Below are 24011 nucleotides of genomic sequence, written 5' to 3'. Positions count from 1 at the left end.
TCCGCGGCCGGCGTCACGACGGGTACCCGATCGAGGCGGCCAGGCGGCGCAGGCGGCCGCAGGGCTCGACGCCGAGCTCGCGGCTGAGGATCGTTCGACAGCGCTCGTACGAGGCGATTGCCTCCATCGGCCGCTCCATTCGGATGAGTGCCAGCATGTGCAGTTCCCGCAGACGGTCGCGGAAGGGGTGTTCGTCCAGCAGCGGGCCGAGCTGGTCCAGCGCCTCCCGGTGCCGGCCCAGCACGAGCTCGATCTCGGCCCGGTCCTCGGCCGCGGCGAGCCGGCGGTCGGCGAGACGGGCCGCCGCGGCCTGGATCGCCGGCGCGGCGACGTCGGCGAAGGCGGGCCCGCGCCACAGCGCCAGCGCGGCGGTGAGCAGCCGCAGCGCCCCCGCCGGGTCCCGGGGCGCCCGGGCGGCGGCGTCGGACACCAGCCGGTCGAAGGCGTCGAGGTCGGTCCGCTGCACCGGCCCGCGCAGCAGGTAGCCCGGGGCCCGGGTGACCAGGACGTCGGCCGGGCGCGCGCAGCCGGCCTCGGCGAGGGCCTTGCGCAGGGCGGAGACGTGCCCCTGGACCTTGGTGATCGCGGTCGTCGGCGGGTCCTCGGGCCAGAGCACGTCGACGAGATGCTCGACGGTGAGCAGGCGGCCCTCGGCGAGCAGGAGGGCGGCGAGCACAGCGCGCTGCTTCGGGCCGCCCAGCGCGACGGGGCGGCCGCCGACGGTGGCCTCCAGCGGGCCGAGCACCTCGATCCGGATATCGGTCATGTCTCTCCCCGTTGCGTCGTGGCGGCGTCCGCGAAGCCCTCGGCCTGCAGCCGGAACAGCTCCGCATAGATGCCGTCGGCGCCCATGAGCGCGTGGTGGTCGCCCTGCTCGGCCACCCGGCCGCCGTCGAGCACCACGATGTGGTCGGCCCGGCGCAGCGTGTTGAGCCGGTGCGAGATGAGCAGGCTGGTCCGCCCGGCCCGCAGCTCCTGCAGAGTCCGGTGCACCTCCGCCTCGGCCCGCGCGTCCAGGCCCGACGACGGCTCGTCGAGGATGAGCAGGTCGGCATCGGTGCGGATGAGCGCGCGGGCGATCGCGACCCGCTGCCACTGCCCGCCGGAGAGCAGGACGCCGGCCGCGTCGGGCTGCCCGGGCCGCTCCAGGAAGGTGCGGCTGAGCATCGTGCGGTAGCCGTCGGGCAGCGCGGCCAGCGTCTCGTGCACGCCCGCCCGGCCGGCCGCGGCGGGCACGGCGGTCGGGTCGGCGGCCGCGCGGCTCAGCGCGCCGAGGGCGATGTTGTCGCCGGCGGACAGGTCGTAGGAGACGAAGTCCTGGAAGACGGTGGCGATCCGGGCCCGCAGCTCGGCGACGTCGAGCTCGGCGAGGTCGACGCCGTCCCAGGTGATCCGGCCGCGGGTCGGCTCGTAGAGGCGGCACAGGAGCTTGACGATCGTGGACTTGCCGGCGCCGTTGAGCCCGACCAGGGCCGTCGAGCGTCCGGGCGACAGGGTGAGGGTCAGGTCGTGGAGGACAAACGGCTGATCTTCGGCATAGCGGAACCACACGTGCTCGAACCGGATGCCGTCCCCTCGCCCCGGCGATTGCGGCGGCGCGATCGCCGGCGGGTGCTCGGTTGGTGTCGTCCTGTTCGGCGGCAGTACCGCCAGATAGTGCTCGAACAGCACCAGCGCGGAGTCGGCCATCGCGATCTGGGCGACCGTGCTCGCCACCGTCGCCTGCACGGCCCCCAGTGCGGCGACGAGCACGGCCAGGTCGCCGATGCGTCCGTCACCGGCGGCGAGGCGGGTGACGGTGATCGCCAGTACCACCGCCGAAACCGCCGCCGTGAGCAGCGACAACGCGCCGTCGACGCGTGCGGTCGCGAGGTCGACCCGGCGCTCCGCCCGCTGGATGTCGCCCAGCTCGGTCAGCATGCGGCCGCGGAAGTACTGCCCCAGGCCGAACAGCCGGATCTCCTTCGCGGTCCGCAGATCCAGCAGCATCCCGGCATAGAACGCCTGGCGTCGCAGGCGGGGGCTGTTGCCGGCGGTGGTGTCGGCCCGCATCCGGCTCAGCCGCAGCTGGGCCGCGAGCGTCGGCCCGACCGAGGCGGCGACCAGGGCGGCGGCGAGCGGCGACAGCGCGATCAGCGAGGCGACGAATCCGGTCAGCGTGATCGTCGCCTGCACGATCGCGAGCAGTGAACCCGTGAGCAGCACCGGCCCCGACTGGCTGGACTGGCGGGCGAGCTGGACCCGGTCGTGGAAGGCCGGGTTCTCCAGCTCCGCCAGCCCGGGCGGGCGGACCACGGCCGCGAACAGCTCGGCCTGGGTGTGCAGGGCGACCTTGCGGGTGACGTCCTGGTCGAGGTACCGGGCCAGGTGCTGGAGCACGGCCCCCGCCGCGCCGGTGACGCCGAGGGCGGTGGCTTGCAGGGCGAGGCGGGTGGTACCGCCGGCCTCGGCCAGCCCGTCGATCAGCGTCTTCGTGAGCCAGGCGGCGGCCACCGGCACCAGCCCGGTCACGATCGCGACGAGCAGCCGCAGCCAGGCCGCGAACGGCGCGGCGCGATGGTATGTGCGCAGCGCCCCGGCGAGCGCCGACCCGCGCCGGCGCAGGGTCCGCCGGCTCATCGGGCGACGAGGCGCAGGCAGTCTTCGAAGGTGCCCTTGGCGGCGACCCGCCCATCGGGGTCGACGAGCGCGTAGCTCGGCGTCGCCTTGGCCCCGAAGGCGCTGACGACGGCCCCGCCCGGCGCCTCGGCGATGACCGTCCCGACCTGGCCGAGCACCTCGGCGAGCCCGTTGGGATCGGTGCCGCCGTTCATCGTCAGCACCGGTACCGCGACGATCCCCGCCGCCGCCAGCCGCTCCTGCCGCCCCGCGAGCTCGGCCGCCTCCTGCGTGCAGGGCCGGCACGTGGTGGAGAAGAAGCCGACGAGGGTACGCCGGCCGATGAGGCGCGGCTCCGCCAGCGGCACCTCGGCCCCGACCGCGATGTCGATCACCTCTGGCGGCGGCCCGGCGGCCGCGGCGCGCTCCTCGTAGGTCCGCAGCCGCCGGATGACCGCGGTGGTAAGCATCAGATCAAGCACGACAAGCACGGTGAGCACGATGACGGCAGCCCCGATAATCGACACCTTCGCACCCTTCTAGTTGATTAGCGCGGCCAGGTCATCGAGCCGCGCCACCGTTCCTACCCCGACCGCCGCCACCAGCCCGCACAGCGCCGTCTCGGCCATGCCGACCCCATGTGCGGGCCCGAGCCCGAGCGCCCCGACGGCGGCGGCGAGCAGGACGATATTTCGCCCGACATGCCGGGGCGCCACGGCATCGGCGCCGGATCCGAAGCAGTGACAGGCCAGTCCGGGCCGCTTGCGCAGTCCGCGAATCAGCACGAGGGTGAACGCCACCAGCAGCCCGGCCGCCAATGCCGTCCCCACCCAGGTGGGCGCCAGCTGCAGTCCGGCGGCGAGGATCTCCAGCCCGATGGTCCCGACCGCGACGACCACCCGGAAGCGGACGGGCACCCCGCCGAGGTCATGCACCGCGGCGACAAATCCGGCGAACGCCTCCCGGCCCCACACCTTCGCGCCAGCGGAGATCACGAATACCCCGGCGATGAACATGTGCAGGCAGAGCGCCACGTAACCCACCCGGTCGCCTCCGTCCCGCGCCATGCGCAGGCCGCTGTCGATCTCCCGGGCCCCCGCTCCGTGTCCCGAACCCTCCATTGATTTCCGTCTTATGTCAAGACTCAAAAAATCGAGCCTTACCTATCCCTGGCATTTCGGACAGTGGTCATCGCCAGTCCTTGGTCACCGCCTTCTGACCGACGGCCCGGGGCGCGGACCGGAGATGGTCCGCGCCCCGGATCACCGGCCGCCGTGGTGGATCTCGATCCGGCGGAACAGTGGCAGCAGCGACACGCACAGCATCGCCAGCGCGGCCACCGTACCGCCGCAGAGCGCGACCGCCGCCGTTCCGAACGCGGCGGCGAGGACCGGCGCGGACATCTGGCCGAGCGGGAAGGACACGAACGACCAGAACTCATCGTGGGCGCCGACGCGGGAGAGCAGCCGCTCGTCGATGTGGGTGTAGTTGACGGTCTGCCAGACGACGGTGAAGAACTCCGCGGCCACGCCGGCCAGGAACGCCGCCCCGGCCAGCCAGGGCAGGCCCGCGCCGGCGCCCAGCAGGATGAGCGGGAGGGCGGCCAGCGTCATCGCGGTCAGCGCCGGCCGCATCGGCCGGCGCATCAGCGGCACCTTCACCAGCACCACGCTGGCGAGCAGGGCGCCGATCCCTTGAGCGCTCAGCACCAGGCCCCAGCCCGTGGCGCCGATCGTGCGGAAGGCGATGACCGGGCCGAGGACCTGCCAGACGCCCCGGTTGGTGGCGTTGAAGATGGCGAAGGCCAGTGTCACCGACCAGAACCACGGCTGCGACGCGAAGTACTTCCACCCCTCCCGCAGGTCGCTGAGCATGGTCGGGCCGGCGCCGGCTCGCCGCGGCGGATCGGGCATCGCGATCCGGGCGAAACAGGCGGCGGCCAGCAGGAACGACCGGCGTCCGCGGCGATCGCCCAGCCGCCGCCGACGGAGGCGGTCAGGAGGCCGGCGCTGGTCGGACCGATGATCCGGGTGAGGTTGCCGGCGGAGGAGAGCAGTGAGCTGGCCTGCTGCAGGCCGCGCCCGGCGGCCAGGTTGGACACGATGCCGCGCAGCACGGGCGTGGTCAGCCCCTGGAACGTGCCGTTGGCGACCGCGAACGGCAGCAGCAGCGCCGGGTGCTGATGGGTGATCAGCAGGGCCGCGACGCCGGCCTGGGCGAGACCGGCGCCGAGGCTGGCCAGACACAGCACGGTGGAGCGGCGGTAGCGGTCGGCGATGCCGCCGCCGAGCAGCATGGTGGCCACCGACGCCGCCATCGCGGTGCTGGTGACCGCGGACACCCACACGGCGCTGCCGGTCGATGCCAGAACGCCGAACGCCAGCGCGACCTGCGACATGGAGCTGCCGGCCAGAGAGATCGTGCGCCCGGCGAAGAACCATCGGAAGGGGGCCGAGCGCAGCGGCCGGGAACCGTCGTGGCCAGCACCGGCAACCGATTGTTCATCATGTGCGGCCGGCTCGGTTTCCCGGTGACCGGATGCTGCGGTTCTGGGCACGTGTTGCCACAATGCCAGTACCAACGGGATGTTTCAACTACGCGCGAAGCGCGGATGCTTGCGCAATCGAGACGAGACGATGTCAAGGCGCACGCCGACCCGGCCGGCCAAGGCGGTGCCGGCGAGCGTCGAGCCGAACTGCCTGGTCAGGTCGCTGCCGGGGGCCGCCCGTGCCGTAATTCGTCGTCCAACACCGCCGCGGATAAACTCCTCTGCGCGGCAGCGGGCGGGATTTGTGCACCATTTCGAGTGGCGCCGCGATATGCGTGGTGGCGCCGGCAATTGTGTCGCCGCAGCAATATGATCATCAATAGCGGTGGTCGTCTGTCGTGATGGCGGCGAGATTGGGCCGGGCGGTTGACCGCCCGGCCCAACTGTTCGCAACGCGATGTGACCGGGTCATAGCCCGCGGGACGGCGGCCGCCGGTCGGAGCCGGTTCCCGCTAGGAGATCCTGCGGCGGAACGTGGTCATGGCGAAGGCGTACGCGACGACGAGGATGCCGGCGCACCAGGCGAGCGCGCCCCAGATGTCGGTGCCGATGGGCTGCTCGGTGAACAGGGCGCGGATCGCGTTGACGATGAGCGTCACCGGCTGGTGCTCGGCGAACCAGCGCACCGGTCCGGGCATGGTGGCGGTCGGCACGAAGGCGGAGCTGATGAACGGCAGGAAGATGAGCGGGTAGGAGAACGCGCTCGCGCCGTCCACGGACTTCGCGGTGAGGCCGGGGATGACGGCGAGCCAGGTGAGGGCGAGGGTGAACAGGATCAGGATGCCGGTGACGGCGAGCCAGGCGGCCACGCCCGCCGAGGAGCGGAAGCCGATGAGCAGGGCGACGAGCATGACGACCACGATCGAGATGAGGTTGGCGACCACCGAGGTCAGGACGTGGGCCCACAGCACGGACGGGCGGGCGATCGGCATGGACTGGAACCGCTCGAAGATGCCGCTCTTCGTGTCCAGGAAGAGCCGGTACGCGGTGTAGGAGATGCCCGAGGCGATCGTGATGAGCAGGATGCCGGGCAGCATGTAGTCCACATAGGACGCCGCGCCGGTGTTGATCGCGCCGCCGAACACGTAGACGAACAGCAGCATGAAGCCGATCGGCATGACCGCGGTGGTGATGATGGTGTCGAGGCTGCGGGTGATGTGGCGCAGGGACCGGCGGGTCAGCACGGCCGTGTCGGCCAGGAAGTGGCTGGTCATCGGGTTTCCTTCTGGTCGGTACCGCGTGCGCCGACGACGGCGAGGAAGACGTCCTCGAGGGTGGGTTGCTTCTCGACGTACTCGACCTTGGCCGGCGGGAGGAGTTGCTTGAGCTCGGCGAGGGTGCCGTTGACGATGATGCGGCCCTCGTGGAGGATCGCGATGCGGTCGGCGAGCTGTTCGGCCTCGTCGAGGTACTGGGTGGTGAGCAGCACCGTCGTGCCCCGGCCGGCGAGTTCCTTGACGGATTGCCAGACCTCGATGCGGCCCTGGGGGTCGAGCCCGGTCGTCGGCTCGTCGAGGAAGATGACCGGAGGGTTCCCGGCCAGGCTCATCGCGATGTCGAGGCGGCGCCGCATGCCGCCGGAGTAGGTGGCCACCTTCCGTCCGGCCGCATCGGTCAGGGAGAACCGCGCGAGCAGGTCGTCGGCGATCTGGTCCGGTTTCTTGAGGTGCCGCAGCTGGGCGACGAGGATGAGGTTCTCGCGGCCGGTGAGGATGTCGTCGACGGCGGCGAACTGGCCGGTGAGGCTGATGGACTCGCGCACGTCTGCCGGTCGCTCGGCGACGTCGAACCCGTTGACGCGGGCGGTGCCCGCGTCGGGCTTGAGCAGCGTGGCCAGGATCTTCACGACCGTGGTCTTCCCGGCCCCGTTGGAGCCGAGCAGGGCGAAGATGCTGCCCTTGGCCACGTCGAAGTCCACACCGTGCAGCACGTGCACGGTGCCGTACGCCTTCTGCAGGCCTTGCACCTGAATCATGTCGAGGTTTCCCTTCGGGGGGTCGTGGCACGACGGACGGTGACGTTGCCGTAGTTGGTGTGCAGGTGGAGCTCGACCGTGCGGTCGCTCTCGGCGGCCGCCGGGTCGGGGGTGAGTTCGTTGCGGACCCGGCCGTTGGCCGAGCTGGCGTCGATCCAGGCCGCGATGCCGGCCGGGACGCCGACGTCGATGTCGGCGTGGCCGTTGTCGAGCCGCATCGTGCCGCCGCCGACTTCCCGGATGCGGATGGGTCCGTGGGCGCTGCGCGCGGTCACGTCGCCGAGGGCCCGGTCGATGGTGAGCGCCCCGGACGTGGTGACCTCCACGTCCCCGGCGGCGGTGCCCAGCTCCAGGCTGCCGTGCGAGGCGCGCAGCCGGGCGTGGCCGTGCACATCGGTGATGCGCACCGCGCCGTGGCCGCCGGTGAGGTCGAGCCGGCCGGTCACCTCGGCGATGTCGGTACTGCCGTACTGCGCGTCGAGGACGAGGCCGGCGACGGTGTCGGCGGTGACGCTGCCGTATTTGGCCACGATCCGGGAATCCCCGAGGACGCCGCGGGTCCGCACCGAGCCATACGCGTTCTCGATGTTGATCCGCGACCCGGTCGGGACCTCGCAGCGGACGTCGACCGAGTCGCCCTTGCTGAACAGGTTGAGCCGGCGCGGGACCTTGACCCGGACCCGGCCGTTGTCGAACGTGACCGTGGCGTCGCGGGCGAGTGACTCGTCGCCGTTGCGTCCGGGTGTGCTCGGCACGATCTCGACGACGGCGTCGGGCCGGTCCGAGGCGACGATGTCGACGAACGCGACACCGGCGGTGATGTCCAGGTCGATCGGACCGGACACGTCGTAACTGGGCATGGTTGGCCTCCACATGGGCATGCCGGATCGGTCCCGCCACGCGACGGGACTGCGCAACTGTTTGTGTGCTTGGGTTTAGCGGGCCCAGCCGGTGAAGCGCTCGCCCTGGCTGGTCTTGCGCGTCGTGGCGGGACGGGCGGCGGGCTCCAGGGCGGCGGCGATCGCGCGGACGAACCACGTGTTCACCGACACCCCCTCCTCGGCCGCGGCGCGCTCGGCCCGGGCCTTGAGCCGGTCCGGCAGCCGCAGCGTGGTCCGGGAGGTCACCGTGTCGTCGGCCGGCTCGGCGGCCGCCGGTGTGGTCGGACCGGCCACTTCCGGCTCTGGCTGCGGGGTCTCGGGGCGGGTCACCACCAGGTGCGGATCGCGGCCCCGCAGCATGATGTCGACCGATCCCGGTGCGATCTGCCGCGTGATCTCACTGGAGACGTCGCTCAGGACCCCGAGCAGCGTGAGCCGCACCGCGGCGTCGAGAGCGGCGTTGAGCTGCTCGGCGGCGGCCCGGGTGGTGTCGTCACCGTGCTCTGCCGTCGCCGCGAGCTGCGTCTGGAGTTCGGTGACGTACCGGTCGAGGTTCATGACACCAAGGTAGCACCGTCATGGTGTCATCTCAAGCCTGAATGACACCATGTGACACCACTGCACGGTCCGGTGGTGTCACGGCTGGGCCGGCATCAATGCAGCATCAAGAAACCGGTAGCCGGCGTATGGATTCCATCAAGGCATCTGGGCAGCGCAAACCGCCGGGTCTTCACTGGCATCGGGCCGGATGGAAGGCCCTGGATGCGAGTGCCGAAGCAGGTGCGCTCATGCGTGGGATGTGGTCCGCGCCGACCGGCATGACGCTGGCCGGCGGTGCCGCCGCGGTCGTGGCCACGGCCGCGGTCACCGCCGCGGTGTTCGCGCCGCCGGAGCAGGTGGCACGGCTCGTCGCGATGGCGGCATGCGTGGCCGGTGCCGGGGTGCTCGGCGGGAACCTGCCCGCCGCGCTCGCCACCGGCTCGATCGCCTGGACCGTGCTCAACGGGTTTCTCGTGAACCGGCTCGGGGTGCTCACGTGGCACGGCTCGGCGGACGCGGTCCGGCTCGGCGTGCTGCTCGCCGCGGCCACGACCGGCTGGCTGGCCGCATGGGCGCGGCCGGCGCTGCGGCAGCGGCGGGACGTGGTGCGGATGCGCGTCTGGCTCGACGGCGACGGGTTCGCGTCGTCGGTACATGCACACAAGGAGGCGAGCCCCAGTGGCTGACGTGTGGTTCCTGCTGCTGACGATCGCGGCGTTCGCGGTCCTCGGCCTGGCGGTGCGGGCGGTGGAGCGGCTGTGAACGCCGAGAACCTCGCCGGCCTCGTCCTCGCGGTCGCGCTGACCGCGTTCCTGATCGCTGCCCTACTCTTCCCGGAGCGGTTCTGATGAGCCCCACCCTGGCGGGCGTGCTGTTCATCGCCTCGCTGATCGTCGTCCTGGTGCTGCTGTACCGCCCCTTCGGCGACTACATGTACCGGGCGATCACCGCGACCCGGCACCTGCGCGCGGAGAAGGTGCTCTACCGCGCGACCGGGGTGAACCCGGATGGCGAGCAGTCCTGGGGCGTGTATGCCCGCAGCGTGCTGGCCTTCTCGGCGGTGTCGATCCTGTTCCTGTACCTGTTCCAGCGCTTCCAGAACCACCTGTGGCTCAGTCTCGGCTTCGACCCGGTGAAGCCGGACCAGGCGTGGAACACCGCCGTGAGCTTCGTGACGAACACGAACTGGCAGTCGTACTCGGGCGAGGCCACGATGGGCCACCTCGTGCAGATGTCGGGGCTGGCGGTGCAGAACTTCGTCTCCGCGGCGGTCGGCGTCTGCGTGGCGGTGGCCCTGGTGCGCGGGTTCGCCCGGTCGAAGACGGACCAGCTCGGCAACTTCTGGGTCGACCTGGTCCGCGTCAGCGTGCGCATCCTGCTGCCGGTCGCGGTGCTGGGCGCCCTCGTGCTCATCGCCGGCGGCGCGGTGCAGAACTTGTCCGGCGGTACCGACGTGACGACGCTGGCCGGCGTCTCGCAGCACGTCACCGGCGGGCCGGTCGCGTCGCAGGAGGTGATCAAGGAGCTCGGTACCAACGGCGGCGGCTTCTACAACGCCAACAGTGCGCATCCGTTCGAGAACCCGACGGGCTGGACGAACTGGTTCGAGATCTTCCTGATCCTGCTCATCCCGTTCTGCCTCCCGCGCGTGTTCGGCCGGATGGTCGGCGACAAGCGGCAGGGCCTGGCGATCGCCGGCATCATGGCGATCCTGGCCATCGGCAGCGTCATCGCGCTCAACGCGTTGCAGCTGCACCACGGCGGCACCGTGCCGGCCGCGGCAGGGGCGGCGACCGAGGGCACCGAGACCCGCTTCGGGGTGCCGCAGTCGGCGACGTTCGCCGCGGCCACGACCCTGACGTCGACGGGCGCGGTGAACTCGTTCCACGACTCCTACACCGCGCTCGGCGGCATGGTCACGATGCTGAACATGATGCTGGGCGAGGTCGCGCCCGGCGGTACCGGTTCGGGCCTCTACGGCATGCTGATCCTGGCGGTCATCACGGTCTTCGTGGCCGGGCTCATGGTCGGGCGTACCCCCGAATATCTGGGGAAGAAGATCGGCGCGCGGGAGATGAAGTTCGCGTCGCTGTACATCCTCACGACCCCGGCGCTGGTGCTCATCGGCACCGCGACCGCCATGAGCTCGGAGCCGGCGCGCAGCTCCATGGCCAACCCGGGCGCCCACGGCCTGTCCGAGGTGCTGTACGCCTTCACGTCGGCGTCGAACAACAACGGTTCGGCGTTCGCCGGCATCAGCGTCAACACGACCTTCTACAACACGGCGCTCGGCCTGTGCATGCTGCTGGGCCGGTTCCTGCCCATCATCTTCGTGCTCGGCCTGGCCGGCTCCCTCGCCAAGCAGCAGCCCGTGCCCGAGTCCACCGGCACCCTGCGCACCCATCAGCCGCTCTTCGTCGGCATGGTGGTGGCCGTCACGGTCATCGTCGTGCTGCTCACCTACCTGCCGGCCGTCGCGCTCGGCCCGCTCGCGGAAGGAATCCGATGACCACCCCGACGCCGCGCAGGATCGCCGGCGGTCTGCTGGACCCGGCACAGTTGTGGAAGTCCACCCCGGACGCGCTGCGCAAACTCAACCCGGCCACGCTGTGGCGCAACCCGGTCATGTTCATCGTGGAGATCGGCTCGGTCTTCACCACGATCCTCGCCGTGCTGCATCCGTCCGGGTTCGCCTGGGCGATCACGGTGTGGCTGTGGCTGACCGTGCTCTTCGCCAACCTGGCCGAGGCGGTCGCCGAGGGCCGCGGCAAGGCCCAGGCCGACACCTTGCGCCGCGCCAAGCAGGACACCATGGCGTACCTCCAGGGCGGGCGCACGATCGCCGCGAGCGACCTGCAGCAGGGCGATGTCGTGGTCGTCGAGGCCGGGCAGATCATCCCGGGCGACGGTGACGTCATCGAGGGCATCGCCTCCGTCGACGAGTCGGCCATCACCGGCGAGTCCGCGCCCGTGATCCGCGAGTCCGGCGGCGACCGCAGCGCCGTCACCGGTGGCACCAAGGTGCTCTCCGACCGGATCGTCGTGAAGATCACCCAGAAGCCGGGGGAGTCCTTCATCGACCGGATGATCGCGCTCGTCGAGGGCGCGAACCGGCAGAAGACACCGAACGAGATTGCTCTGAACATCCTGCTCGCGTCGCTGACGATCATCTTCCTGCTCGCCGTGGCCACGCTGCAGCCCCTCGCGATCTACTCGAAGGCGGTGCAGGCGTTCGCGCCCGACAGTGCCGCGCTCAACGCCGACGGCGTGACCGGCATCGTGCTGGTCTCGCTGCTGGTCTGCCTCATCCCGACCACTATCGGGGCGCTGCTGTCCGCGATCGGCATCGCCGGCATGGACCGGCTCGTGCAGCGCAACGTCCTGGCGATGTCCGGCCGCGCGGTCGAGGCGGCCGGGGACGTGAACACGCTGCTGCTGGACAAGACGGGCACGATCACGCTGGGCAACCGGCAGGCGGGCGACCTGCTGCCCGTCGACGGAGTGACGGTGCACGAGCTCGCCGAGGCCGCGCAGCTGTCCTCCCTCGCCGACGAGACCCCCGAGGGCCGTTCCATCGTGGTGTACGCCAAGGAGCACCACGGGCTGCGCGAGCGGGACGTGACCGGGGCCGTGTGGGTGCCCTTCACCGCCCAGACCCGTATGTCCGGTGTGGACGTGGAAGGCCGCGAGGTCCGTAAGGGCGCGGCGACGGCGGTCATGAAGTGGGTGCGGGAGAACGGCGGCCGGCCGACCGAGGAAGTCGGGTCCATTGTGGACGCGGTGTCCTCCTCGGGCGGCACCCCGCTGGTGGTAGCCGAGCACGTGGGCGGTCAACCGGCGCGGACCCTGGGCGTCGTACATCTCAAGGACGTGGTGAAGCAGGGCATGCGGGAGCGGTTCGACGAGATGCGCCGGATGGGCATCCGCACCGTGATGATCACCGGCGACAACCCGCTCACGGCCAAGGCGATCGCGGAGGAGGCCGGCGTCGACGACTTCCTGGCCGAGGCCACGCCCGAGGACAAGATGGCCCTCATCAAGCAGGAGCAGACCGGCGGCAAGCTCGTCGCGATGACCGGCGACGGCACCAACGACGCCCCCGCCCTGGCGCAGGCCGACGTCGGGGTGGCGATGAACACCGGAACTTCGGCCGCGAAAGAGGCCGGCAACATGGTCGACCTGGACTCCGACCCGACGAAGCTCATCGAGATCGTCGAGATCGGCAAGCAGCTGCTCATCACCCGCGGGGCGCTGACCACGTTCTCCATCGCCAACGACATCGCCAAGTACTTCGCGATCATCCCGGCCATGTTCGCCGCCCTGTACCCCGGCCTCGACGCACTCAACATCATGCGGCTGCACTCACCGCAGTCGGCAATCCTGGCCGCGGTCATCTTCAACGCCCTCGTCATCATCGCGCTGATCCCCCTCGCCCTGCGCGGCGTGCGCTACCGGCCCGGCTCCGCCGCCGCGATGCTGCGCCGCAACCTGCTCCTCTATGGCGTCGGCGGCGTCATCGTGCCCTTCATCGGCATCAAGCTCATCGACCTCATCATCATGAACATCCCGGGGATCTCCTGATGCGCCTGCCAGCCTGGCTCGCCCAGCACCTCGCCGCCCTGCGCGCCCTGGTCGCGCTGACCATCGTGCTCGGCCTCGCCTACCCACTGTTCATGGTCGCCGTCGCCCGCATCCCGGGCCTGGCCGGCCACGCCGACGGCTCCCTCGTCACCAGGGACGGCAAACCCGTCGGCAGCGCCCTGATCGGCCAGTCCTTCACCGACGCGCAGGGCAACCCGCTGCGGCAGTACTTCCAGTCCCGCCCCTCCGCCGCCGGCAACGGCTACGACCCGACGTCGACCTCGGCGAGCAACCTCGGTCCCGAGAACGTCGTGGACACCCCAGGCAAGCCGAGCCTGCTCACGCAGGTCTGCGGCCGCAGCAAGAGCGTCGGGGAGCTCGAGGGCGTCGACGGCTCCCGGCCCTTCTGCACCCCGGGCGGCGTCGGCGCGGTCCTCGCCGTCTACCACCGCGACGGCGCCACCGGCCCGGTGACCCGCGCGGTCAGCCTCAACGAGGCCTGCCCGGCGACGCCGTTCGTCACCACCTGGCAGGGCGTCACCGTCGAGTGCGCCAAGCCCGGCGAGGACTACACCCGCGGCGTCACCACCCCGTTGCGCGGCAACGCCCCCGACGACCCGGCGGTCCCGGCCGACGCGGTCACCGCCAGCGGCAGCGGCCTCGACCCGCACATCAGCGTCGCCTACGCGAACCTGCAGATCAAGCGGATCGCCGCCGCCCGTCACCGGCCAGCGGCGGACGTGCGCAAACTGGTCGAGGAGCACACTGAAGGCCGTACGCTCGGATTCATCGGGGAACCGGCCGTGAACGTGCTCGAGCTCAACCTCGCCCTGGATCGGAGCTGACATGACGGCGCGCGGGACGCTGCGCGTGTACCTGGGCGCAGCCCCGGGCGTCGGTAAGACGTACAAGATGCTGGAGGAGGGGCGGCGCCGGCTCGACCGCGGCACCGACGTCGTCGTCGGGTTCGTCGAGACGCACGGCCGCCCCTTCACCGAGGCCATGCTGGACGGCCTCGAGGTCCTGCCGCGCCGGGACATGACGTACCGCGGGGCGGCCTTCACCGAGCTCGACCTCGACGCCGTCCTGGCCCGCCGGCCGGAGGTCGCCCTGATCGACGAGCTGGCGCACACGAACATCCCGGGCAGCCCGCACGCGAAGCGGTGGCAGGACATCGAGCGGCTCCTCGACGCCGGCATCGACGTCCTCACCACCGTCAACGTGCAGCATCTCGAGTCGCTCAACGACGTGGTGGAGTCCATCACGGGGGTACCGCAGCGCGAAACCGTCCCCGACGCGATCGTGCGCCGGGCCGAGCAGATCGAGCTCGTCGACATGACCCCGGAGGCGCTGCGCCGCCGGATGGCCCACGGCAACATCTACAAGCCCGAGAAGATCGACGCCGCCCTGGGCAACTACTTCCGCGTCGGCAACCTCACCGCCCTGCGCGAGCTCGCCCTGCTCTGGCTCGCCAACAAGGTCGACGACCAGCTGGATCGCTACCGGGCCGAGCACAACATCGACAAGACGTGGGAGACGCGCGAGCGGGTGGTCGTCGCCCTCACCGGCGGCCCAGAGGGCGACACACTCATCCGCCGCGCCGCCCGCATCGCCGCCCGCACCAAGGGCGCCGGCCTCATGGCCGTCCACGTCGTGCGCGGCGACGGCCTGGCCGGGGCGAACCCGGCCAACCTCACCCGCCAGCGGCTGCTCGTGGAGTCCCTCGGCGGGACGTACCACCAGGTCCTCGGCTCCGACGTCCCCGGCGCGCTGCTCGACTTCGCCCGCGGCGTCAACGCCACCCAACTCGTCCTCGGGGCCAGCCGCCGCGGCCGCCTCGCCCAGGTCCTGTCGCCCGGCGTCGGCGTCACCACCACCGCCGAATCCGGCCCCATCGACGTCCACCTCGTCACCCACGAACAGGCCCGCCAGGGCCGGCTGCGCCTGACGCGCCCCGTCGGCGGCCTGACCCTGCGCCGGCGGTTGCTGGGCGTCGCCGTCGCCGTCGCCGGGCTGCCGCTGCTGACCCTCGGCCTCGGGACCATCCACGAGGACATGTCCCTGCCCAGCGACATCCTCGCCTACCTCGTGCTCGCCGTCGGCGCCGCGCTCGTGGGCGGCCTCCTGCCGGCGCTGATCTGCGCCGTGGGCGGGTTCCTGCTGCTGAACTGGTTTTTCACGCCGCCGTTGTACCGGTTCACAGTGGCCGAACACGAGAACCTCTTCGCGCTCGTCGCCTTCGTCGGCGTCGCCGTCGCCGTCGCCACCGTCGTCGACGGCGCCGCCCGCCGGGCCCGCGACGCCGCCCGCGCCTCGGCCGAGGCCCAGACCCTCGCAACCCTCGCCGGCAGCGTCCTGCACGGCGACAACCCGCTGGACGCGCTGCTGGAACGGGTCCGCGAGTCCTTCGGCCTCACCAGTGTCACGCTGCTGGAGCGCGACGCCGAGCACGCCCCGTGGCGCATCGCGGCGACGGTCGGCGGACAGCCGTGCACCACACCGTCGGACGGGGAGAGCGAGGTTCCCATCGACGACGACGCCGCCCTGGTGTTGCGCGGGCACCCGCTGCAGGCCGCCGACCGGCGCCTTGTCGAGGCGTTCGCCGCCCACGCCGCGATCGCGCTGCGCCAGCGCCGCCTCGGCGAGCAGGCGGCCGCGGCCGGCAGCCTCGCCGAGGTCGACAAGCTGCGCACCGCCCTGCTCTCCGCGGTCAGCCACGACCTGCGCACGCCGCTCGCCTCCGCCAAGGCCGCGGTCGGCAGCCTGCGCAGCCCCGACGTCCACTTCTCGCCCGAGGACACCGAGGAACTGCTCGCCACCGCCGAGGAGTCCCTGGACAAGCTCACCCGGCTCGTGGAGAACCTTCTGGACATGTCCCGCCTGCAGGCCGGCGCCCTTGCCATGACCCTGCAGGCGGTCAGCGTCGCCGAGGCGGTGCCCCGGGCCATCGACGACCTGGGGCCGCTCGGCGCCGGCGTGCGCGTCAGCGTTGCCGACGACCTGCCCGAAGTACACGCGGATCCTGCGCTGCTCGAACGGGTGCTCGTCAACGTCCTGGCCAATGCGGTCCGCTACAGCCCGCCCGGCAACCCACCGCTCATCGGCATCAGCGAACACGCCGGCCTGGTCGACGTCCGCGTCATCGACCACGGTCCCGGCATCCCGGCCGCCGACCGGGAGCGCGTCTTCCAGCCCTTCCAGCGCCTCGGCGACCGCGACAACGCCACCGGGGTCGGCCTCGGCCTCGCGCTGTCGCGGGGCCTGGCCGAGGCGATGGGCGGCACCCTCACCCCGGAGCCGACGCCCGGCGGCGGACTGACCATGACCCTGACCCTGCCCATCGCCGACCTCGCCGACGCCGTCCGGGCCGACCCCGCGCTCCTCACCTATCTCGACCATCCAGCCGTCGGAAAGGCGGAGCGATGAACCGCACCCGCATCCTCATCGTCGACGACGAACCGCAGCTGCTGCGCGCGCTGCGGATCAACCTGCAGGCCCGGCAGTACGACGTGGTGACCGCCGGCGACGGCACGACCGCGCTGCGCGCGGCCGCCGATCAGCACCCGGACGTCGTGGTGCTCGACCTCGGGCTGCCCGACCTCGACGGGATCGAGGTCCTGCGGACGCTGCGGGCCTGGACCCCGGTCCCGGTCGTCGTGCTGTCCGGCCGGCTCGGCAGCAGCGAGAAGGTCGCCGCGCTCGACGCCGGCGCCGACGACTACGTGACCAAGCCGTTCAGCGTGGACGAGCTCCTGGCCCGGCTGCGCGCGGTGTCGCGCCGCCGCGCCGGACCCGAGCCGGCCCTCTCGGCGGTGCGCGTCGGAGACTACGACGTCGACCTCGCCGCGCACGACGTGCGCCACGCCGACGACCCGGCTCGGCGCCTGCACCTGACCCGCACCGAATGGCGCCTGCTGGAGCTGCTGCTGCGTAACCCGGGCCGGCTGGTCGGGCACCGGGAGCTGCTCGCGCACGTGTGGGGTCCCACGTACGTCGAGGAGAACCACTACCTCCGCCAGTACATGGCCCAGCTGCGGCGCAAGCTCGAGTCCGACCCGGCCCGGCCCCGGCACCTGCTGACCGAGCCGGCCATGGGGTACCGCTTCCAGCCCTGAGGGCCCTCACCAGCCGGGCGTCGGCCGTCTCGTCGAGCAGCAGCTGGGCGGTGGGGGACAGGCGAGCGCGGCACGGCACGGTGGAACGCAGCGGTCCGCACCGCCGGGGCGGCGCCGGCGACGGCGTTAAGAATTCGTCAAGACCCTTGCCCCGGGCCACGCGCGTGCAGATCATCGGTCGACCGAGGGCACCGGCCCGCGGCTACCGGGAGAGAAGGCCACCGTGACCAGCACCACGCAGCCGGCCGGGCACGGTACGGCGGCCCGCGACACCGCGCGGCTCGCGCTCGTGGTCGGCGCGCTCGGCGTCGTCTTCGGCGACATCGGCACCAGTCCGATCTACACCCTGCAGACCGTGTTCGCCCCCACCGACCCGCACCCCGTCCCGGTCAGCCCCGACAACGTCTTCGGCGTCGTGTCGCTGGTCTTCTGGTCCGTGATGATCATCGTGACCGTGACCTACGTGCTGCTGGCGATGCGGGCCGACAACGACGGCGAGGGTGGCATCATGGCCCTCATCACCCTGCTGCGCCGACGCAGCGGGCGGCAGGGCCGGCGCGCCGCGGCCGCACTCGCGGCGCTGGGCATCTTCGGTGCCGCGCTGTTCCTCGGGGACAGCATGATCACCCCGGCGATCTCGGTGTTGTCCGCGGTCGAGGGTCTCAAGACGGTCGAGCCGTCGCTGGCCGGTGCGGTCGTGCCGATCACCGCCGTGATCATCCTCATCCTCTTCCTGGTGCAGCGGCGCGGCACTGCCGCAGTCGGGCGGGTCTTCGGCCCGGTGATGATCCTGTGGTTCGTCGTCATCGGTGCCTGCGGGATCGCCGGAATCACGCGGTACCCCGAAATCCTCAAGGCGCTCTCGCCGACCTATGCGATCGGCTTCCTGGCCGGGCACTTCGGTGCCGCGTTCTTCTCCCTGGCCGCGGTCGTGCTCGCGGTCACCGGCGCCGAGGCGCTCTACGCCGACATGGGCCACTTCGGCCGCCGCTCGATCACCCGTGCCTGGCTGTGGCTGGTCTTCCCCGCCTGCGTGCTGAGCTATCTCGGGCAGGGTGCCCTCATCCTCAAGGACCCCGCCAACATCGAGGGCCCGTTCTTCCTGCTCGTGCCCGGCTGGGGGCGCCTGCCGCTGGTCGTGCTGGCCACCGCCGCCACCGTCATCGCCGCCCAGGCGGTGATCACCGGTGCGTACTCCGTCGCCGCGCAGGCGGCCGAGCTGGGCTACCTGCCGCGGCTGCGGGTCGCGCACACCTCGGAGTCGCAGATCGGCCAGATCTACGTGCCGTGGATCAACTGGCTGCTGCTCGTCTCGGTCCTCACCCTGGTGTTCGCGTTCCGCAGTTCCGTGGCGCTGGCGTTCGCGTTCGGTATGGCGGTCACCGGCACGATCACCATCACCACGCTGCTGTTCTTCTACATCGCCGCCCGCAGGTGGCGCATTCCGCGCTGGCTGCTCATCGCCGCCGCGGCCGCGTTGCTGGCCGTGGACCTGCTGTTCGTGGCGGCCAACCTCACCAAGTTCGTGCACGGCGCCTGGCTGCCGCTGCTCATCGGCCTCACCGCGTTCACCGTCATGACGACCTGGCAGCAAGGCCGCCGCATCGTCACCGCCGAGCGGCAGCAGGAGGAAGGGTCGCTGCGCGAGTTCGTCGATGAGCTGCGGGCCGACCGTTTCCGGCTCGCGCGAGTGCCCGGCACGGCAATCTTCCTCAACCGCGGCAAGGACACGACGCCGCTGGCGATGCGCGCCAACGTGGAGCACAACCACGTCCGGCACGAGCACGTGCTCATCCTGGCACTGCAGACCGAGCCCGTCCCACGCGTCCCGCCGGCCGACCGGATCACCGTCGACAATCTCGGCTACGGAGACGACGGCATCATCCACGTCACCATCCGGTTCGGGTACATGGACACCCCGGACGTCCCGGCTGCCCTGCGCCTGCTCGACCCGGCCACGACGGAAGGCCCGCTCCAGCTGGACACGGCGTCCTACTTCCTGTCGAAGATCGACCTGCGCCGTGGCGACCGGCCGACGATGCCCGGCTGGCGCAAACGCCTGTTCATCGCCACCTCATACATCACCGCCGACGCCGCCGAGCACTTCGGCCTGCCCCGCGACCGCACCGTCATCATGGGCTCCCACATCGAGGTGTAACCGGGGATCGCGGCGGCTTCGAAGAGCCGGCAACGGCAGGGGAGTGCATTCCTGCGGAATCGCGGGCACTGGATGCTGTGGATGGTGGCGGCGACCTCGCCCACCGAGTCGCCGTGCTCGCTCTGGTCACCCGATACCTGGACACCCAACTCGATGCCCGCTCGGATTTCGCCCCGACCGTGTGCCCACCACGGCTGTGGGCACCGATCCGGTCCGGTCCGGCCCTTGGTGGTCATCGCCGCAGGCCGCCGCCTCGACTGGACATCCGAATGTCCAGTCGAGGCGCGAAGCCGGGCGCCGCCGAGTCTATCCCCCCATCCTCGGCGGCGCCCGGGGTCGTCAGCCGCTACGCCGAGATGCTGTACGCCTCGCCGTACACGTGCCAGTTCAGCGGCGGGTCGAGGTTGAAGTTGCGGTTGTTGAGGAACACCCGCTGCTCCGTGTCGACCCGGCTGGTTTCGCTGTGCGCCGGCTCGGTCTTCATCTCCGCGACCCGCGCGTCGAGGAAGGCGTTGAGGTAGGTCGCCTCGTCACCGCCCTGCGCCGGGGTCGACGCCTGGGCCATGGCGGTCGCACGGATGCTGCCCAAGCCGCCGGAGCCGTGCATGACGAGCGCGTCGTAGTAGATGAACTGGCCCAGCGCGCCGAGGCCGTCGGCCTTGGCCTGGTTGACGGCGGGGTTGAAGTACACCCGGTCCCGCTCGTCGTCCTGGGCCTCGGTGAACTGCGGGTCGGCCGCCGCGGTCTTCCAGTCGTTGGTGAAGTCCGGGTCGAGCCCGTCATGCGAGGCGCTGCCGTTGACGCTGCGCAGCGCCGGCAGGTACTTCGCCAGCACGTTGCCCGGCACCCGCTGGGTGTAGAGCTCGACGAGATCGAGCAGGTCACCGGTGCCGGAGCAGAAGCCGATGATCCCGGCCGTGTACCCGCGGCCGTCGGCGATGTCCTCGATGTACTTGTACTGCGCCCTCCAGTCCAGCGAGGAGTTCTCCGCCGAGGACACCAACTGCATGGCGATGTCCTTCTTGTGCGGTTCGGACAGGTCCCCGCGGGGCGAGGCCGCCCGGCGGCTGATGCCGCTGGTGGCCGTGGCCGCCTCGGCGCTGTTCACGACGAGGGCGGTTGTCATGGTGCTGGCGGCGAGCAGGGCCGCGGCACCCAGGCTGACCAGCCTGAGGGAGTGTTTCACGAGCGCCTCCGAAATTAATTGATAGGCAACCTGACTGACAGATAGTCGGATCGGATCGCCTTCGATGTCAAGGGTGAGGACGGTGGCCGCCCTTCTGGATCATGGCTGTCGGGCGCTCGCCTGATGCCGGCGGTGCCATTGTGACCAGCGCAAACGATGGGCGAGGTCGCGCATCGGCGATCAGGCGGCGGATCTCGTTGACGGTCAGGTCGATCAGGTCGGCGGCGTGGGTGCCCTCAAGGGCGACGATCCATTCCATAGCCAGGCGCGGATGGGTGTGGGTGCAGGCGGTGGCGCTCGATGTCGAGCTGGAGGCTGACGCCATCACCAGGGTGAGGCGGCCGGGGACGGCGACCGCCCGGCCTGTGAGCGGCGGCGTGTCCGCCCTGGAGGGCGTTGACAGCTCGCGTGATCGCCCTTACCTTTCTCGCAACTGTTAGTCAGTCTGCCTATCAATTGGAGGCGTCCGTGGTTCTCGGTGGCCCCTCCAAGCTGCTCAAGGCGCTCAACGAGGCCGCCGCGCTCGGGCACCTCTTCGAGCATGGCGAACTCACCCGGGCCGAGCTGCGTGGCTTGACCGGGCTGTCCAAGCCCACCGTTTCGGAGGCGATCCGGCGGCTCACCGAGGCCGGGCTCGTGGCCGGGGTCGGGTGCAAGACCGGGCGGCGGGGGCCGAACGCCGAGGTGTACGCGGTGCGTGCCGACGCCGCGTATGCGGTGGCGATGTCGGTGCGCGGCCCGGCGCCGGCGCTGACCGCCGCCCTGTACGACCTGCGCGGCGTCCAGCGGGCCCGGCTCGAGGTGCCCGTGGACTTCACGCGAACCGACCCGGTGAGCGTGGTCGACGAGACGGTGGCCGCGTTGTGCGAGGTGGCCGGGGTGAGCCGCGAGCCGGTCGCGCACGTCCAGCTCGCCGTGGCCGGCGCGTTCGACCCGCGCGACCGGGTGATCCACCACGTCGACGTGCCCGGGTGGAGCCGGCCGGGGCTGGTCGACGATCTCGGCGCGCGGCTGGGCACGGCGGTCGGCGTCGACAACGACGTCAACCTGGCCGCGCTCGCCGAGCGGGCGCACGGGGCGGCGCAGGAGGCCGACGCGTTCGTGCTGCTATGGATCGGCGACAGCGGCCTGGGCCTGGCGATCGACCTCGGCGGCTCGGTCGGCGCGGAGCCCCATCAGGTCAGGCCGGCGAGGTCGTTGCTGCGCGGCGCCCGCGGTGGCGCCGGCGAGATCGGCTATATCCCCGTCGGTGACGGTGATTTCCATGATCTTGTCGGTCCTGACGCGGTCCGGGCGCTTGCCGCGCGGTACGACCCCCGGGGCGAACTGCTCAAGGAGTTCGCGGGTCGGATCGTGCTCGGTCTCGCGGCCGTGGTCGCGGTTCTCGACCCGCCGCTGGTCGTCATCGGTGGTGAGGTCGCCCGGGCCTACGGTGCACCGCTCGGTGACGCTGTCGCCAAGACCATGTCCGACGCCGCGCCGCTGGAGACGGTGATCGCGGTCAGCACCGTCGACGGCGACGCGCCCCTGCTGGGTGCGGGCGACGCGGCGGTGACAGCGGTGCGCGAGACCCTGCTCGCCGCGCTGCGTCAACCCACCCCCTGAATGGTCAACCCACCCCCTAGAAGGAGTTCCCCTTGCGTCGTCTCGTTGTGCTCGTCGCGGCCGTCGCGTTGACGGCCGCGTGCACTCCGGCGCCGAAGGACAAGCCGATCGCCGACCCCGGCGCGGACGTGTCCGGCACCGTGGAGTTCTGGCATTTCCTCACTGGCCGGGAGGCGGAGGCGATCAACGCGGTCGTCAAGGACTTCCAGGTCAGCCACCCGAAGATCAACGTCGTGGTCAAGTCCGGCCAGGACGATTCGAAGATGACTCAGGCGATCGGCGGTGGGCAGGGTCCGGATGTCGGGCTGTCGTACTCCACTGACATCGTCGGGAAGTTCTGCTCGTCCGGTGCGTGGCTTGACCTGGCGCCGTACATTGCCCGGGACAAGGTGTCGATGGACGGCTTCCCGGCCACTGTCAAGCAGTACACGGAGTTCAAGGGCAAGCGCTGTGCGATGCCGGTTCTCGCCGATGCCTATGGCCTGTACTACAACAAGAGGATGTTCGCCGAGGCGGGCATCTCCGGGCCGCCGAAGACCCTGGAGGAGTTCGCGGAGGACGCGAAGAAGCTCACGAAGCGTTCGGCGGATGGCACCATCACGACGGCTGGGTTCTTGCCGCTGTTTGGCTTCTACGAGAATGCCCCGTCGCATTTCGGGCCGATGGTCGGGGCGCAGTGGCTCAAGTCCGATGGCTCGTCGGCGATCGGCGGCGATCCGGGCTGGCCGCAGTTGCTGCAGTGGCAGAAGTCTCTTGTGGACTGGTTCGGGTACGACAAGCTGGAGGCGTTCCGGGCTGGGCTCGGCGATGAGTATTCCGACGCGAATGCCTTTCAGAAGGGGCAGGTGGCGATGGCGATTGACGGGGAGTACCGCATCGCGTTCGCCAAGGATCAGGCGCCCGGCCTCGACTTCGGGGTGGCGCCGATGCCGGCGTCCACATCGGACCGCTACGGCGCCGGGTACGTCACGGGCAACGTCATCGGCATCTCCAAGACCGCCAAGAACCCCGAGGCGGCGTGGGAGCTGATCAGGTACCTCACCACGGACACCAAGGCGATCGTCAAGCTGGCCAACAGTCTGAAGAACATCCCGTCCACAAAGGACGCCCTCGCTTCGCCGGATCTCAAGCTCGACGGCGAGTTCAAGACGTTCGTGGACATCTTCAACAACCCGAAGACCACGACCACGCCGCCGTCCTCGGCCGGCCCGGCGTACCAGGAGACGTTCCAGACGTTCTGTGGCAGCTGGCAGAGCGGCAAGGTCGGTGACCTTGCCGGAGGCCTCACCGGGGTCGACAAGCAGATCAACTCGCTGCTGCAGCTGGGCGGCTAGGGATGCCGCAGAAGCTGCGCCACCGGCTGACCGTCGCCTCGTTCATGGCGCCGGCGGCGGTCGGCATCGTGGTGTTCTTCGTGTACCCGTTGCTGTCCGCAACCTACTTCTCGTTCACGAAGTTCGACCTGCTGACCCCCCCAGAGTGGGTGGGCCTGCGCAACTACCAGCACTTGTTCGACGACACGTTCCTCGCCACGGCGGCGCAGAACACCCTGTGGTTCGTGATCGTCATGGTGCCGGCCCGGATGCTCGGCGGACTGGCCAGCGCCCTGCTGCTGACGAGGCTGCAGCGCGGCAGCAGCGTGTACCGAACGATCTTCTACCTGCCCGCCCTGGCGCCCCCGGTCGCCGCGACGCTGGCCTTCGTGTACCTGCTCAAGCCCGGTGTCGGCCCGGTGAACACGGCGCTGTCGCATCTGGGTGTCCAGGGGCCGTTGTGGTTCAACTCCCCGGACTGGTCGAAGCCCTCGCTGGTGCTGCTCGCGTT

Annotated in this window: 23 protein-coding genes; 11 read left to right on the top strand and 12 right to left on the bottom strand. The window is 71.0% G+C overall.

Annotation, left to right across the window (positions count from 1 at the left end; all coding sequences use genetic code 11):
• Positions 1–13: 13 nt before the first annotated feature.
• The 10 genes from AB0M46_RS02085 to AB0M46_RS02040 all read right to left on the bottom strand — a co-directional run bounded on the left by AB0M46_RS02085 (position 14) and on the right by AB0M46_RS02040 (position 8560).
• Positions 14–766, bottom strand: a complete 753-nt coding sequence (locus AB0M46_RS02085) for a BTAD domain-containing putative transcriptional regulator (protein WP_363332356.1) — start codon at positions 764–766, stop codon at positions 14–16.
• Positions 763–2619, bottom strand: coding sequence for an ABC transporter ATP-binding protein (locus tag AB0M46_RS02080; RefSeq protein WP_363332355.1), 1857 nt, complete (start codon positions 2617–2619; stop codon positions 763–765). The genes AB0M46_RS02085 and AB0M46_RS02080 overlap by 4 nt, the downstream gene beginning before the upstream one ends.
• Positions 2616–3125: a redoxin family protein gene (locus AB0M46_RS02075; protein ID WP_363332354.1), complete on the bottom strand. Its 510-nt coding sequence runs from the start codon at positions 3123–3125 to the stop codon at positions 2616–2618. The genes AB0M46_RS02080 and AB0M46_RS02075 overlap by 4 nt, the downstream gene beginning before the upstream one ends.
• Positions 3126–3137: 12 nt before the next feature.
• The gene (locus tag AB0M46_RS02070; RefSeq protein ID WP_363332353.1) at positions 3138–3632 is read right to left on the bottom strand and encodes a MauE/DoxX family redox-associated membrane protein; all 495 of its coding nucleotides are present in this window, start codon (positions 3630–3632) and stop codon (positions 3138–3140) included.
• A gap of 228 nt (positions 3633–3860) precedes the next feature.
• A complete protein-coding gene (locus tag AB0M46_RS02065) occupies positions 3861–4472 on the bottom strand; it encodes a hypothetical protein (RefSeq protein ID WP_363332517.1) in 612 nt (203 codons plus the stop codon).
• A complete protein-coding gene (locus AB0M46_RS02060) occupies positions 4409–5155 on the bottom strand; it encodes an MFS transporter (protein ID WP_363332352.1) in 747 nt (248 codons plus the stop codon). The genes AB0M46_RS02065 and AB0M46_RS02060 overlap by 64 nt, the downstream gene beginning before the upstream one ends.
• Positions 5156–5598: 443 nt before the next feature.
• The gene (locus AB0M46_RS02055; RefSeq protein ID WP_363332351.1) at positions 5599–6360 is read right to left on the bottom strand and encodes an ABC transporter permease; all 762 of its coding nucleotides are present in this window, start codon (positions 6358–6360) and stop codon (positions 5599–5601) included.
• Positions 6357–7121: an ATP-binding cassette domain-containing protein gene (locus tag AB0M46_RS02050; RefSeq protein ID WP_363332350.1), complete on the bottom strand. Its 765-nt coding sequence runs from the start codon at positions 7119–7121 to the stop codon at positions 6357–6359. The genes AB0M46_RS02055 and AB0M46_RS02050 overlap by 4 nt, the downstream gene beginning before the upstream one ends.
• The gene (locus tag AB0M46_RS02045; RefSeq protein ID WP_363332349.1) at positions 7118–7981 is read right to left on the bottom strand and encodes a DUF4097 family beta strand repeat-containing protein; all 864 of its coding nucleotides are present in this window, start codon (positions 7979–7981) and stop codon (positions 7118–7120) included. The genes AB0M46_RS02050 and AB0M46_RS02045 overlap by 4 nt, the downstream gene beginning before the upstream one ends.
• Positions 7982–8056: 75 nt before the next feature.
• Positions 8057–8560: a toxin-antitoxin system HicB family antitoxin gene (locus AB0M46_RS02040; protein WP_363332348.1), complete on the bottom strand. Its 504-nt coding sequence runs from the start codon at positions 8558–8560 to the stop codon at positions 8057–8059.
• A gap of 230 nt (positions 8561–8790) precedes the next feature.
• On the opposite strand from AB0M46_RS02040, the gene AB0M46_RS02035 reads away from it, so the two are divergent.
• The 8 genes from AB0M46_RS02035 (at position 8791) to AB0M46_RS02000 (ending at position 19396) form a co-directional block, all read left to right on the top strand.
• The gene (locus AB0M46_RS02035) at positions 8791–9228 is read left to right on the top strand and encodes a hypothetical protein (protein ID WP_363332347.1); all 438 of its coding nucleotides are present in this window, start codon (positions 8791–8793) and stop codon (positions 9226–9228) included.
• A 72-nt stretch (positions 9229–9300) separates the two neighbouring features.
• Positions 9301–9390 carry a K(+)-transporting ATPase subunit F gene (gene kdpF / locus AB0M46_RS02030; protein ID WP_363332346.1) on the top strand — a complete coding sequence of 30 codons (90 nt, stop codon included), beginning with the start codon at positions 9301–9303 and terminating at the stop codon, positions 9388–9390.
• Positions 9390–11051: a potassium-transporting ATPase subunit KdpA gene (gene kdpA / locus AB0M46_RS02025; RefSeq protein ID WP_363332344.1), complete on the top strand. Its 1662-nt coding sequence runs from the start codon at positions 9390–9392 to the stop codon at positions 11049–11051. The genes kdpF and kdpA overlap by 1 nt, the downstream gene beginning before the upstream one ends.
• Positions 11048–13123 carry a potassium-transporting ATPase subunit KdpB gene (gene kdpB, locus AB0M46_RS02020; RefSeq protein WP_363332343.1) on the top strand — a complete coding sequence of 692 codons (2076 nt, stop codon included), beginning with the start codon at positions 11048–11050 and terminating at the stop codon, positions 13121–13123. The genes kdpA and kdpB overlap by 4 nt, the downstream gene beginning before the upstream one ends.
• Entirely contained in the window at positions 13123–13968 is an 846-nt protein-coding gene (locus tag AB0M46_RS02015) for a potassium-transporting ATPase subunit C (protein ID WP_363332342.1), read from the top strand. The genes kdpB and AB0M46_RS02015 overlap by 1 nt, the downstream gene beginning before the upstream one ends.
• 1 nt (position 13969) lies before the next feature.
• A complete protein-coding gene (locus AB0M46_RS02010; protein WP_363332341.1) occupies positions 13970–16549 on the top strand; it encodes an ATP-binding protein in 2580 nt (859 codons plus the stop codon).
• Positions 16546–17238 (top strand): response regulator, encoded by a 693-nt coding sequence (locus AB0M46_RS02005; RefSeq protein ID WP_363332340.1) that lies wholly within the window; start codon positions 16546–16548, stop codon positions 17236–17238. Before AB0M46_RS02010 ends, AB0M46_RS02005 begins: the two co-directional genes overlap by 4 nt.
• A gap of 223 nt (positions 17239–17461) precedes the next feature.
• Positions 17462–19396 (top strand): KUP/HAK/KT family potassium transporter, encoded by a 1935-nt coding sequence (locus AB0M46_RS02000; RefSeq protein WP_363332339.1) that lies wholly within the window; start codon positions 17462–17464, stop codon positions 19394–19396.
• 346 nt (positions 19397–19742) lie between these two features.
• On the opposite strand, the gene AB0M46_RS01995 is transcribed toward AB0M46_RS02000, so the two are convergent.
• Complete coding sequence (locus tag AB0M46_RS01995) at positions 19743–20582, bottom strand: chitosanase (protein WP_363332338.1); 840 nt, start codon at positions 20580–20582, stop codon at positions 19743–19745.
• A gap of 67 nt (positions 20583–20649) precedes the next feature.
• Positions 20650–20841: a hypothetical protein gene (locus AB0M46_RS01990; protein ID WP_363332336.1), complete on the bottom strand. Its 192-nt coding sequence runs from the start codon at positions 20839–20841 to the stop codon at positions 20650–20652.
• 209 nt (positions 20842–21050) lie between these two features.
• Between AB0M46_RS01990 and AB0M46_RS01985 the strand changes: the two genes are divergently transcribed.
• The 3 genes from AB0M46_RS01985 to AB0M46_RS01975 form a co-directional block, all read left to right on the top strand.
• Positions 21051–22187: an ROK family transcriptional regulator gene (locus tag AB0M46_RS01985; protein ID WP_363332335.1), complete on the top strand. Its 1137-nt coding sequence runs from the start codon at positions 21051–21053 to the stop codon at positions 22185–22187.
• 32 nt (positions 22188–22219) lie between these two features.
• Positions 22220–23521: an ABC transporter substrate-binding protein gene (locus AB0M46_RS01980; protein ID WP_363332334.1), complete on the top strand. Its 1302-nt coding sequence runs from the start codon at positions 22220–22222 to the stop codon at positions 23519–23521.
• Positions 23522–23523: 2 nt separating this feature from the next.
• Positions 23524–24011: sugar ABC transporter permease (locus tag AB0M46_RS01975; protein ID WP_363332333.1), on the top strand; the 488-nt coding region annotated here is incomplete at its 3' end.

This window comes from Dactylosporangium sp. NPDC051485 (assembly GCF_040682015.1).
In the GTDB taxonomy this organism is placed as follows: Bacteria; Actinomycetota; Actinomycetes; order Mycobacteriales; family Micromonosporaceae; genus Dactylosporangium.
The sequence above is the reverse complement of the archived record's forward strand: the minus strand, read 5'-3'. Positions and strand labels throughout refer to the sequence as shown.